Below are 12,075 nucleotides of genomic sequence, written 5' to 3' on the forward strand. Positions count from 1 at the left end.
GTTTAAATGTCCTGGAAAATCAACTCGTATTCATTGCAACCGAGCCAGCTGCTAAATGAAGAAAGCCTGTTTTTTACGGGAAATGGTTACCTTGGGGTACGCGGGAATTTTGAAGAAGCATTTCCGGATTCATTTTCATCTATCCGCGGCGCCTATATCAATGCATTTCACGATATTGTACCGGTTGAGTATGGAGAAAAGCTATATGGCTTCCCGGATACACAGCAAAAATTGCTAAACGTGATTGATATACAGACTATTATCATCGAATTGGGCGCTGAACGATTCTCTTTGTTTGAAGGAAAGGTCATTTCATATAGGCGAACCCTCCATCTTGATAAAGGCTATGCTGAAAGAAGTGTTCATTGGCAGTCGCCGGACGGAAAAGAAGTAAAAATTAAGTTCCTCCGGCTTGCATCATTTAAACATAAGGAACTTTTTATGCAAAAAGTTGTTATTGAACCTGTAAATTATTTAGGGGAAATCACCATCGTATCAATGGTCAATGGAGATGTTTCCAATTTTACCGATAAAAATGATCCAAGGGTTTCTTCCGGCCACGCGAAACGCCTGAAACTCAATCAGGCCTTCCAGGAAAATAAAACTTCATTTGTTGAAGTAGAAGCACTGGAGTCCCAACTAAAAGCAGCCTGTGGCACTGTTCATTCTACCAGTCAAAAGACAGCGGGCGCGGCACAGGTAAATGGCGGGAAAATAGAAATCAGATTTAATGGTTTGTTAACTGAACCGCTAGTATTTGAGAAAAAAAGTGTCTACGTCGATACTCTTCGCCATGGCGATGATTTATTGGCTCGCGCAGAAGAAGTCCAGTCGCAAATTTCGAATTTGGATTTCGATGAAGCATTATTGGAACAGGAGGCTTTTCTAGAAGCGTTCTGGTCAGATACGGATGTTCAAATTCAAGGGGATGCTGCTCTTCAGGAAGGAATTCGTTTTAATTTATTCCACCTCCTCCAATCGGCTGGACAGGACCGGGTTTCCAATATCGCCGCTAAAGGGCTTTCCGGTGAAGGCTACGAGGGCCACTATTTCTGGGATACGGAAATTTATATGGTACCAGTATTTTTGATGTCTAATCCGGACAGAGCAAAACAACTTCTGTTATACCGCTATTCGATACTGGATGGGGCACGGAACCATGCGAAAATAATGGGCCACTCAAAAGGCGCGCTATATCCATGGCGGACAATCTCCGGATCGGAATGTTCGTCCTATTTTCCTTCAGGCTCGGCACAGTACCATATTAGCGCGGATATAGCCTATAGCTTTATTCAATATTATTTGGTCACCGGCGACATCGAATTTTTAAAAGAGTATGGGGCAGAGGTTTTGTTTGAGACCGCAAGAATTTGGATAGAAGCAGGCCATTTCAAGGATGGACAATTCAGAATTGACGCGGTTACTGGTCCAGATGAATATACGTGTGTTGTAAATAACAATTACTACACAAATGTCATGGCCAAGCACAATCTAAGATGGGCAGCTAAGGTGTATAACTTGTTTGGATTAAATGAGCCAGGGCTTGTTGATGTGTGGAAAAAGAATCTCCAGCTGGAGGACGAAGAAGTGAAGGCCTGGGAGAAGGCGGCGGATCAGATGTATCTTCCCTATGATTCGGAACTGAACATTAATCCGCAGGATGATGCTTTTTTGAATAAAAAGAAGTGGGACTTGGAGGCTACACCTGAAGAGAAATTTCCGCTCTTGCTTCATTACCATCCTTTAACCTTATACCGTTATCAAGTATGTAAGCAGGCTGATACTGTGTTGGCCCATTTTTTACTCGAGGATGAACAAGACAGCGAAACAATGAAAAGTTCCTATGATTATTATGAAACGATCACAACTCATGATTCTTCGCTTTCATCCTGTGTATTCAGTATTATGGCTTCCAAGCATGGGTATACGGAAAAAGCCTACGATTACTTTATTGAGACGGCGCGCCTTGACTTGGACAATACCCATGGAAATACAAAGGACGGGCTTCACATGGCCAATATGGGCGGAACATGGATGGCAATCATTTTTGGTTTTGCCGGGTTAAGAATCAAGGAGGATGGACTCTCCCTGAACCCTGTATTTCCGGAACAATGGAAAAGTTATTCATTCCCGCTTCGCTATCGAGAGAGGAAGCTCCGCATAACTGTTAATGGTACCGGGACAGAAGTTGAGCTTGTGTCGGGCGAGGACCTGGAGATTAAGATTTCAGATGAAACTTTTAGTGTATCTACAGGGGGTATTATTTCTGTCGATAACTCGGATAAATAATACCGTTTATTTTATTTTGAAAATCACCCCAATTATTAGGGCTATTCTAATAATTGGGGTGATTTTTTTGGGAGAAAGGAAGTGAAGTTAAATAATTTTACTGAATATTTTGCATGAATCCGTTTACAAATATATTATATATAATATATTATATATAACAAAGGGGTAGCAGCATCCTATTTGGCTATAGATGCTAAATACATAATTTAATAACTTCATAGGAAAAATACAGCACTATGCCAGAAAGTTGCTAGCCTCCAAATGAAAAGCAAAATGTAAACGTTTCCTTTATTTTAGGAAGGAAAATTAACATCTTGAATGGAGGAACAGCGGAGGTGATGTAAGAAAAAGTGAAACTAGTAGCTTGGAAATATAGGCCACTGGCTTTCGTTTAAACAATATTTGGTGAAAGCTTTGGAGAAAAGGAGGTAAGTGAATGATCACTGTTAAAGAAAAACTAGAAGAAAAGAATATTGTAATAGGTACATTTAGTAAATTCTCAAGCCCAGTTGCTACCGAGATGCTCGGATATATTGGATTTGATTTTGTTATTTTGGATATGGAGCATTCAGCTCTTGATTATAGTCAGGCAGAAGACTTAATAAGGGCTGGTGAGGCAGCCGGAATCTCAACGGTTATTCGGGTTCCAGGAATAGAAGAAAATCCACTATTGCGTGTTTTAGATTCAGGTGTTCAAGGTGTACAGGCACCTGGAGTGGACACGGCCGAAATGGCAAAAAAAGTTGTGGAAGCATCAAGATATCGGCCAATAGGGAAACGAGGCCTTTCATTCTCAACTCGGGCCGCTGGATATACTCTTAAGAACAAAGAGCAACACTTGTCGGATTCTTTAAAAAAGCAATTGGTTGTCGTTCAAATAGAGAGCAAGGAAGCAGTCGAGAATTTAGAAGCAATCGCTGAGATTAAAGGGATCGATGTACTATTTTTGGGACCTGGAGATTTAAGCAATTCATACGGTATTCCGGGACAAGTCGATCATCCGCTTGTACAGGAAGCCTTGAAAAAGCTAACCAGGGTGGCTTTAGAAAATGGGAAAGTGGCAGGAACTTTCGTTTCCAATCATGAACAAGCTTTAAGGGCGATTGGTGATGGAGTGCGGTACCTTGTATATGATAACGACGTAGCGTTTTTTGCCAGGGGTGCGAAAGCTGTTTTAGATGATTTAAATACTTCAATCGGATAAATGGAACGGAGGTTCAACATGCAGGCTGTAGAAGTTGAAGCACAACCTAAATCGAATGGTCCTTGGTACAAGGAGATAAATGATCAACAGTGGAAAGCGCTTATCGGTGCTTTTCTGGGATGGGCACTCGATGCATTTGATTTTTTGCTATATAACTTTGTAATCGTTACTTTGATTAAAGAATGGGGCTTAACGACAGCTAGCACAGGATTGGTGGCTTCCGTTACGGTGGTTGCTTCGGCACTCGGGGGAATAGTTTTTGGACGAGTCGCTGACAAAATTGGCCGAACAAAGGCTCTATCATTGACGGTTCTCATTTATTCTGTTGCCACTATGCTTTGTGGTTTGTCTCCAAATATCTGGTTTCTAATGATTTTCCGTATCTTTGTCGGTTTAGGAATGGGAGGGGAATGGTCCGCTGGAGCAGCCTTGATTTCTGAAACCTGGCCTAAAGAACATCGCGGTAAGGCCATGTCCATCATGCAATCTGGATATGCTGTCGGTGGTTTAACTGCTGCACTGGTTGCAGGACCCCTTATTGAGGCGTTTGGTTGGCGGACAGTATTCTTTATCGGAGTCCTGCCAGCACTTCTCGTTTTTTGGATTCGTAAAAATGTAGAGGAACCGAAAATTTGGGTAGAAAACGAAGTTAAAGAAGAAATTGAGGTAAAAGAAGATAAAGAAGAAAAGACATCATGGTTCGACCTGTTCCGAGGGGAGTTACTAAAGCCGACAATTATCGGAACAATATTTTGTATTGTAGGCCTGGGTGCCAGTTATCCTATCGCCACTTGGCTTCCTGCTTACTTAGGAACACCTGTCTCTGAGGGTGGGGCCGGTTTCAATGTTGTAAATGCATCAATATTTATGGTTCCGTTCTATTTAGGGAGTATTTGCGGATACATCGTGTACGGATTCCTTAGCGATAAGATAGGAAGAAAAAAGAGCTTTGCGTTGTTCTTTGCAGTTGCAGCTATTTTCATTCCTACATTTATTTTCACAGGTGCCAGCAATATGGTCATTTTCTTTATACTCATGTTCATTGTGGGAGCAGCTTTTTGTGGATATTATGGCGGGTTTGGTACCGTTCTGGCTGAAATGTTTCCAACCAGATTACGCGGATCGGGTCAAGGATTTGCCTATAATGTGGGGCGCGGAGTCTCAGCATTTGCAATTACCGGAGCTGGAGCTATTGCAGTAACCACTGGCCTTGGTACCGCCCTCGTATATTCTTCAGTAGGCTTATATATTTTAGCTATTTTTGCAGTAGCACTTTTACCGGAAACAAAAGGTAAAGAATTAGAATAAAAAAAGCCTAAGCAAAACTATTGAACTAAAGTTTGCTTAGGAAAAATAAAAAAACACCAATGTAATAGTAGTACAAAATAAGAAATACATCAAGGAATCTAGGATTGTATAGCGTATGGAAGTCCTTGAGATATGCCTTATCTTAAGGACTTTTCCTGCACTAGCAGACTATAAAAATAGCAAGAATGAACGGAAAATTATTGGAGGTGTAGGTATGTTTGACAAAACTGATCCACGCTCAACTTTAGGGCAGACAAAAGAGAATCAGAAAGAACTTAGGCAAATTGCCCCTGCGGATTACGGGAAATTCTATGAACAGGAGCCTATTGAGTCTGATGCTTTCACAAAGACTTGGTGGATACGGGGCCAGAATTTCTTTCTTGCCTATTCTGACGCAGCTGATGGAACAAATTTCAAGCGTGAAGACCAAGTAGACGAATATGTTTTGCTGCTACCGGATAAGGACAGTGAGGCGGAGATTATTTGGGAAAATCACACAACAAAGGTAGATGGTTTTAGCATCGCCTTCATTCCTGGCGGTAAAAGTGAGATAAAGGTAAACAAAGGCGGAAAGGTCATCCGGCTGTTCAGCTCAGAAAATAAAGACATCGAAAATCTTCCATATAATAAAGAGTCCTACCGAAACCCGAATCCGCATGTTGCGCCAATCGACCCATGGCCAGAACCGGAGGGTGGTTACAAGGTAAGGGTTTACAGCTTGGATGTGCCTAAGGAGACAGGAAGATTTGGCCGCATTTACAGATGTACAACATTCATGGTCAATTTCCTCGAACCATTCGAGGGACCTCGTGATCCTTCTAAAATGTCTCCGCATACACATGATGATTTTGAGCAATGTTCGCTTGCAATTCAGGGGGAATTTACACACCATCTTCGTTGGCCGTGGACGACAGATATGGGAGAGTGGCGCCCGGATGAGCATGAACACTGTGCAAGTCCATCTGTAGCGATCATTCCTCCAGGGGTTATTCATACTTCACAGTCGACTGGTGCGGGCTCAAACCTGTTAATTGATATTTTCAGTCCGCCGCGGATTGACTTTTCGGAAAAACCGGGTTGGGTTCTAAACTCTGATGAATATCCAATGCCGAACGTTGATAGGGAAAATAGTTAATCTGAGGAGGAAGATTCTATGTATGAAAAATTACTTGAAGGCGCTTATGATTTGCATGTTCACACTGGTCCTGATATCAGTTCGCGAAAATTAGATGATTTTGATTATACAGAGCGGTTAAAAAAGATCGGAATGAAAGGGTTTGTAATAAAATCCCACTATTTTAATACTGCAGAAAGAGCCAGGCTAGTAAAAAAAATCCATCCCGATTTTAATCCAATGGGGGCAATTGCTTTAAACAATTCTGTTGGAGGAATAAACCCTACCGCCGTGGAAATGGCAGCAAAAGATGGTGCGAAGCTCGTCTGGATGCCAACATTTGATGCTGAAAATGAGATTCAATATATGTTTAACCAAACGGGTTATGAGGAACTGCCACCTTGGGCACAAGTACAATTCGACCGTAGAAAAGAAGGGAAAACCCAAAGCGGGATTACAGTTCTAGAGGAAGGGAAACTAAAAGCTGAAGTTCATGAAGTCCTTAAAATTGTAAAAGAAAATGACCTTATCCTTGCAACAGGGCACTTGAGCAAAAAAGAAATCTTCGCTATAGTTTCAGCTGCAAAAGGTCAAGATATTAGAAAAATTGTCATTACTCATCCAACCTTCTCTTCGATTGCCCTCTCTAAAGAGGAACAGAAGGAATTAGCCGATTCTGGCGCATTCCTTGAGATATGTGTAGGCTGTATCACGCCTGCATATGGTGCGACGTGGGAGGATATTTATGAAGAAATTCGTTATATAGGAGTTGACAAGTTCATCCTATCATCAGATTTGGGACAGATGAATAATCCATTCCCGGATGAAGGACTTATTGAAGCGGTTAAAAACCTTTCTGAAAATGGCTTCACGGATTCGGAAATTAGAAAAATCACTGTCGAGAATACTACATTCTTGGCAGAGGCCTGATACGATATACACCAATTGGCTCATTTTAGATTAAAAATGAGCCAATTATGTTTTTTTATGATAGTTTTCACACTCACTTCCTCTTGGAACTTTTTTATATTATACGTTATTATTAAAATGGCTAAGTAACCATTATTTGTTAAAGGTTTCTTTAACAATCCGAAAGAATCTATATTATATAGTATATGACTTTACCTTGAAGCTAGATCGGAGTTGAGTTTTCATAAATAATTTTAAGATTTATAGTACAAAAACAGAAATGGTCTATCAAAGATTAAAAGAAGATATCAATACCGGTATCCTGGAGCAAGGCGAACGAATTGTTGCAAGAGAGATAGCTAAACAGTTTGGAGTAAGTGACATTCCAGTGAGGGAAGCATTAAAGAAACTGGAATCAGAAGGCTTAGTTGAAAACATTCCTCATGTTGGTTCTAGGGTAAGTACAATAAACATACAAACGGCTGAGGAGGTCTTCTCCATCCGCCTGGAATTAGAATCATTTGCTACACGCCTGGCAGCCAAGAATGCGACTGATGAAGGTATAGATGAGCTTCAGAAAATAGTCGACGAAATCGAAAATACCATCCCAAAGGGCGATATAAAAGATATTAGCCGTCTGAATACTGAATTTCATCAAAAGCTTTATAAATTATCAAAAAATGTCACTCTTTGTGAAATGATTTTTTCACTAATGGAAAAATCACAATTTTCCCGAGCGGTATTTTCTTACCTTCCTGACCGGAAAGATCATTCGAATAAGGAACATCAATTAATTGTTGATGCCCTAAGGCAAAGAAATGCTGAACAGGCAGAAAGGGCGCTAAGAACTCAAAAAGAGTATTCTTTTACCGCGCTTTTAAATATTCTGGCCCAAGACACCAAAAAGAGTTAAAACATCCTATTTAATGGTCTACGGAATTAATGGCGGGCTGAACAACACTTATATATAGGTTGAAATTTGAGGCAGATTGTGAAGTTTTGTACGTAAAGGAAAGCAGGAGTTTAGCAGGTAAAGAGTAAATTGGAGCTTTATTGACAAAGAGTTCATACTCACAAAACCTGTTCGGTTTGCAATCGGATTTATTGGTATTCATTTAAAGAAATGCTCATTGAAGTATTGCGTACGCTTACTATTCTTAGAATTGCCTGTTGTGCTTCCGTTGTCAAAAATTAAACTTTAGAGATAGAAAGGGATACCAGCTTGTGCAGAAAGCGCTGGTATCCTTTTTTAGTTTAATATTCTTCAATTGTATGTGTGTGTTCAAACTCTATTGCGTTCTTAAGAGTCTGTGATACTGGGCAGCCCCGATCAAAAACGGAGAGCGCTCGCTCGGCAGCCTCACGCTTGCCAGCGGGTATCTTCAGGCTGTAATGAACACTGATTTTGGTGATTTTGAGTATGCCATCGACATTTTCAATCGATCCAACGACGTCGGCACTTACTTTGTCGGGTGCTGCGGGTATTTTACGCGCCTCCAGCGCGCCTGATAAGGTTCCGACCAGTCAGCCGCCTGCTGCCGCAACGATGTGATCCAATGTTGATGGATATTCTACTTGGGGTGTTGCACCGTAAAACTTCTTCACGCCGCTATGGACTCCAAACCTGATAGGTTCGGGGAAATCACCGATATACGCTTCCTTGATTTTATCCTCGACACTAACCTGGTTAATTTTAATCCGCGTTAACTCAATGGGTTCACTCATTTGTTGGTCCCCTTTCAAATAGCTGAACGTATGTTTATGATACCAGATTGTCCCTGTGAATGCAGGGTGAGGGATTCGCGGGAAAGTGCCCCAAGAAGTAGAGATACAGGCTAGTTTTTTTATAAAAATTTCACAATTTATCTTCTTTACAGAAGGAGTTCACGGGAGTATAGTAAGTTCAGTTTCAAATTCCTAAATCGCTGAAACCAATTGGTGCGGGGGACCCACTCGAATATGGGGTGAATCCTTTTTAAAGGTAGGGCAACTCATGCGCCCGAATCCGGCAGCTAACCTCGTAAGCGTTATTGGGAAGGAAGATGAAGCTTGCCGGACTTAAACCCTAATGTCCGCAAGCCTGTTTGTGATGGCTTGCGGGCATTTTTTTGTGGTCTTTTGGAAAAATAACCACATTTTGGGCTGGAAAGGCAAATCTCTTCTTGGAACAATTATATTATTGGAGATGACCAACGGTGAAATCACCTATTAAGCGGTTTTTGATTGGGCGGCCTTTGAAATCGAATGAGCTTGGGGAGCAGAGGCTGAGTAAGACGAAGGCATTGGCGATTTTGTCCTCGGACGCGCTGTCTTCTGTAGCGTACGGCCCTGAACAAATCCTGCTCGTCCTTGTGACGATTGGTGCCGCTGCATTCTGGTACTCGCTGCCCAGTGCGCTCGGCGTCCTGGTGCTGCTTCTCGCACTTATCCTTTCTTATCGGCAAATCATTTATGCCTATCCCCAGGGTGGGGGAGCGTATGTTGTTTCGAAGGAAAACCTTGGGACTAACTACGGTTTGATTGCCGGCGGGTCGCTGCTGGTAGATTATATTCTAACTGTCGCGGTTAGCGTGTCTGCGGGTACGGATGCAATTACATCAGCTTTTCCGGCCCTGCATGACCATAATGTGGGAATTGCAATATTGTTTGTGATTTTTATTACAACCCTGAATCTCCGCGGCGTGACCGAGTCTGCTTCGGTGCTCGCGTATCCGGTATATTTGTTTGTGCTTGCACTATTCGTCCTGATTGGGACCGGACTTTTTAAGGTTGCGACCGGTCAGGTTCCACCAGAGCTGAGTGCACCGATTGGAACACCGGTTGCTGGCATTTCGCTGTTCCTGCTGTTGCGGGCGTTTGCTTCCGGAAGTTCAGCTTTAACCGGGGTAGAGGCAATCTCGAATGCAATTCCGAACTTCAAGGACCCGGCTCCAAGAAACGCAGCCAAAACACTGGCGGCAATGGGGGGCTTGCTGGCTATTCTATTTACAGGAATTGTCCTGCTCGGCTATTTTTACGGTATTACCCCTAAAGTAGAAGAGACGGTTGTTTCGCAAATAGCATCATCTGTATTTGGCCGTAATTGGATGTATTTCTTTATCCAGTTCACAACTGCACTGATATTGATATTGGCTGCAAACACTGGTTATTCTGCATTCCCGCTGCTCGCGGTGAATCTTGCAAAGGATAAATTCATTCCAAGGATGTTCACAATCCGCGGTGACAGGCTTGGCTATTCAAACGGCATCATCTTCCTTGGAGTGGCATCCATCCTGTTAATTGTTGTGTTTAGGGGACATACGGAAAACCTGATTCCGCTTTATGCGGTTGGCGTGTTTATACCGTTCACGCTTTCGCAGACGGGAATGATCCTAAAGTGGCTCCGTGAAAAACCGGCTGGCTGGAAGATGAAGCTTGCAATTAACGCGACTGGAGCAGTTATTTCCTTCATCGTAACGGTCATGTTCTTTTTAACCAAGTTTGCCCAGGTTTGGTCAGTGCTAGTGTTCCTGCCGCTGATTATCTATATATTTCACAGGATTCATAAACACTATTTAGAAGTTGCCGAACAACTTAGGGTTGCGGCAAGTGAGCCTGCAATGGAAGTAGCCGGTAATGTCATCATCATTCCGGTGGCTGGAATCACCCACGTGGTCGAGAACTCGCTGAATTATGCAAAGTCGCTAAATGCCGATAAATTGATTGCGGTTTATGTTTCCTTTGATAAGGAGGAGCAGAAGCGTTTCGAGGAAAAGTGGGGAAAATGGCAGCCGGATGTCCGCCTTGTTACGCTATACTCCCAGTATCGGAGCATCATTCATCCACTGACTAAATTTGTAGACATTGTCGAGCACAAGGCTGCCGAATCAAACTATAAGGTAACGGTGATCATCCCGCAATTTATTCCAAAGAAGGGCTGGCACAACATCCTCCACAATCAATCCAGCCTGTTAATCCGTGCCTACTTGCTTTACCGGCGCGACATTATTATTACAACCGTCCCATATCACTTGAAAAAGTAAAGCGGGACGATAATGCTTTGCGGTCTCTTTGATGAGAGACCGCTTTTCAGTTTTCTAAAAATCTAATTGGGCCGTTGCTGGGATGCTGGTAGGATGTGTTTTTTTGATCTATGGCCATTTCTACTTGTTTTTAAAAGAGAATTGCCTGAAAAAGAGCGGATTTCCCCTTGTCCTGCTCAATTCATTGTTATAGTGTCCTTGCCAGTTCGGCGAGCTTGACAGTTGTCCGCCAGTTTCGGAGTGTGGCATGGACGCCGAGCTTCATAACGTTTGGTGGCAGCTTCGACGTATGGAAATTTTTCCGCAGCAATAAGTATATGTTCTTGCCGATAAGCGTAAATTCCTCGGTTTCTGAACAGTATTTTTCCAGGCGTTTTATCGCCTCGGAAGACGGAATATCCGATAGGAAGGCAACATGAATTAGTTCCCCTTCGGCAAGACTTTCGGGCGGGTAGGGGCTGTTGGCAATCACTGAATCAAATTCCTCGGCTGTCCGGATGACAACCGGGACTGCCAGGCCAAACCTTTCCGCAATTGCCTTTTCAATTTTAACCGCAAGTTCCTTGGCTCCGCCGTTAGCCAAAAATAAAACATTGCCGCTCTGTATGTACGTTTTAACACTTTCAAACCCCAGTTCCTCAAACAAAGCCTTCAGCTCGGCCATTCTGATGATGTTGTGGCCACTGGCATTAATGCCACGCAATAACGCAATAAATGTAGTCATCACTACCTCCCTTTCTCCCATTCTTTACCACTACTGTATCATGACTGTACTGAAGTTTCATATAGACTTCGCCGGGGAATCGAAGAAATATACCATTTTTGGGTGGAAACTCCCAAAGTCTAGAAAAGGAGGTTGTTGGCATGCTAACTTTTATTCCAAGCAGGGATGAATCAACAATTGCTGTTGAATTCAGTGGTACGACGACAAAAGAAGATGCGGAGAAGCTTGAGCAGTATGTGAAGGAACGGTTCGGTGAAAACCAGGAGTTTAATATATTTGCCAAAATGCACGATGTGGACGGGACGACGCTGATGGGTATGGCTTACGGTATGAAATTCGATGCCAAGCGCTGGAGCCAGTTCCGTAAATTTGCCGTCGTAACAGACTTGAAGTGGCTTGAAGCTGTGACAGAGCTGGGGAAATTTTTGCCCGGCCTTGAAGCGAGGCATTTTGACAAAGGGGAAGAAGAGGCAGCTTGGGCATGGCTAATGGATTAGGTTGAATA

11 protein-coding genes and 1 riboswitch are annotated in these 12,075 nt (G+C 42.7%); of the genes, 8 read left to right on the top strand and 3 right to left on the bottom strand.

Going from position 1 to position 12,075, the window contains the following annotated elements:
* Positions 1 to 6 precede the first annotated feature (6 nt).
* The 6 genes from AM500_RS02630 (at position 7) to AM500_RS02655 (ending at position 7,737) form a co-directional block, all read left to right on the top strand.
* Positions 7 to 2,289, top strand: a complete 2,283-nt coding sequence (locus AM500_RS02630; protein ID WP_053597808.1) for a glycoside hydrolase family 65 protein — start codon at positions 7 to 9, stop codon at positions 2,287 to 2,289.
* 436 nt (positions 2,290 to 2,725) lie between these two features.
* Positions 2,726 to 3,493, top strand: coding sequence for an HpcH/HpaI aldolase family protein (locus AM500_RS02635; RefSeq protein WP_053597809.1), 768 nt, complete (start codon positions 2,726 to 2,728; stop codon positions 3,491 to 3,493).
* Positions 3,494 to 3,511: 18 nt separating this feature from the next.
* Positions 3,512 to 4,801 (top strand): MFS transporter, encoded by a 1,290-nt coding sequence (locus AM500_RS02640; protein ID WP_053597810.1) that lies wholly within the window; start codon positions 3,512 to 3,514, stop codon positions 4,799 to 4,801.
* Between the two features lie 214 nt (positions 4,802 to 5,015).
* A complete protein-coding gene (locus AM500_RS02645; protein WP_053601600.1) occupies positions 5,016 to 5,936 on the top strand; it encodes a cupin domain-containing protein in 921 nt (306 codons plus the stop codon).
* Between the two features lie 18 nt (positions 5,937 to 5,954).
* Positions 5,955 to 6,845 carry a DUF6282 family protein gene (locus AM500_RS02650; RefSeq protein ID WP_053597811.1) on the top strand — a complete coding sequence of 297 codons (891 nt, stop codon included), beginning with the start codon at positions 5,955 to 5,957 and terminating at the stop codon, positions 6,843 to 6,845.
* Positions 6,846 to 7,104: 259 nt separating this feature from the next.
* Complete coding sequence (locus AM500_RS02655; RefSeq protein WP_053597812.1) at positions 7,105 to 7,737, top strand: GntR family transcriptional regulator; 633 nt, start codon at positions 7,105 to 7,107, stop codon at positions 7,735 to 7,737.
* Between the two features lie 341 nt (positions 7,738 to 8,078).
* On the opposite strand, the gene AM500_RS26345 is transcribed toward AM500_RS02655, so the two are convergent.
* Positions 8,079 to 8,348 (bottom strand): OsmC family protein, encoded by a 270-nt coding sequence (locus AM500_RS26345; protein ID WP_082347383.1) that lies wholly within the window; start codon positions 8,346 to 8,348, stop codon positions 8,079 to 8,081.
* Positions 8,349 to 8,549 (bottom strand): hypothetical protein, encoded by a 201-nt coding sequence (locus tag AM500_RS02660; RefSeq protein WP_053597813.1) that lies wholly within the window; start codon positions 8,547 to 8,549, stop codon positions 8,349 to 8,351. It lies immediately after the preceding gene.
* Positions 8,550 to 8,737: 188 nt separating this feature from the next.
* A riboswitch (cyclic di-AMP (ydaO/yuaA leader) is annotated at positions 8,738 to 8,866 on the top strand.
* Positions 8,867 to 9,019: 153 nt separating this feature from the next.
* Between AM500_RS02660 and AM500_RS02665 the strand changes: the two genes are divergently transcribed.
* A complete protein-coding gene (locus AM500_RS02665; protein ID WP_053597814.1) occupies positions 9,020 to 10,846 on the top strand; it encodes an APC family permease in 1,827 nt (608 codons plus the stop codon).
* Between the two features lie 187 nt (positions 10,847 to 11,033).
* On the opposite strand, the gene AM500_RS02670 is transcribed toward AM500_RS02665, so the two are convergent.
* Positions 11,034 to 11,570, bottom strand: coding sequence for a DUF1697 domain-containing protein (locus tag AM500_RS02670; RefSeq protein ID WP_053597815.1), 537 nt, complete (start codon positions 11,568 to 11,570; stop codon positions 11,034 to 11,036).
* 140 nt (positions 11,571 to 11,710) lie between these two features.
* Here AM500_RS02670 and AM500_RS02675 point away from each other — a divergent pair, with 140 nt between their 5' ends.
* The gene (locus AM500_RS02675; protein ID WP_053597816.1) at positions 11,711 to 12,067 is read left to right on the top strand and encodes a SpoIIAA family protein; all 357 of its coding nucleotides are present in this window, start codon (positions 11,711 to 11,713) and stop codon (positions 12,065 to 12,067) included.
* Positions 12,068 to 12,075: the final 8 nt, after the last annotated feature.

The sequence above is a fragment of the Bacillus sp. FJAT-18017 genome (assembly GCF_001278805.1).
Classification (GTDB): domain Bacteria; phylum Bacillota; class Bacilli; order Bacillales; family Cytobacillaceae; genus Bacillus_D.

What these genes read in the sequence shown, in the direction of transcription:
- AM500_RS02630 (WP_053597808.1), top strand. Translation starts at nt 7, where the DNA reads ATGTCCTGGAAAATCAACTCGTATTCATTGCAACCGAGCCAGCTGCTA.
- AM500_RS02635 (WP_053597809.1), top strand. Translation starts at nt 2,726, where the DNA reads ATGATCACTGTTAAAGAAAAACTAGAAGAAAAGAATATTGTAATAGGT.
- AM500_RS02640 (WP_053597810.1), top strand. Translation starts at nt 3,512, where the DNA reads ATGCAGGCTGTAGAAGTTGAAGCACAACCTAAATCGAATGGTCCTTGG.
- AM500_RS02645 (WP_053601600.1), top strand. Translation starts at nt 5,016, where the DNA reads ATGTTTGACAAAACTGATCCACGCTCAACTTTAGGGCAGACAAAAGAG.
- AM500_RS02650 (WP_053597811.1), top strand. Translation starts at nt 5,955, where the DNA reads ATGTATGAAAAATTACTTGAAGGCGCTTATGATTTGCATGTTCACACT.
- AM500_RS02655 (WP_053597812.1), top strand. Translation starts at nt 7,105, where the DNA reads ATGGTCTATCAAAGATTAAAAGAAGATATCAATACCGGTATCCTGGAG.
- AM500_RS02660 (WP_053597813.1), bottom strand. Translation starts at nt 8,549, where the DNA reads ATGAGTGAACCCATTGAGTTAACGCGGATTAAAATTAACCAGGTTAGT.
- AM500_RS02670 (WP_053597815.1), bottom strand. Translation starts at nt 11,570, where the DNA reads ATGACTACATTTATTGCGTTATTGCGTGGCATTAATGCCAGTGGCCAC.
- AM500_RS02675 (WP_053597816.1), top strand. Translation starts at nt 11,711, where the DNA reads ATGCTAACTTTTATTCCAAGCAGGGATGAATCAACAATTGCTGTTGAA.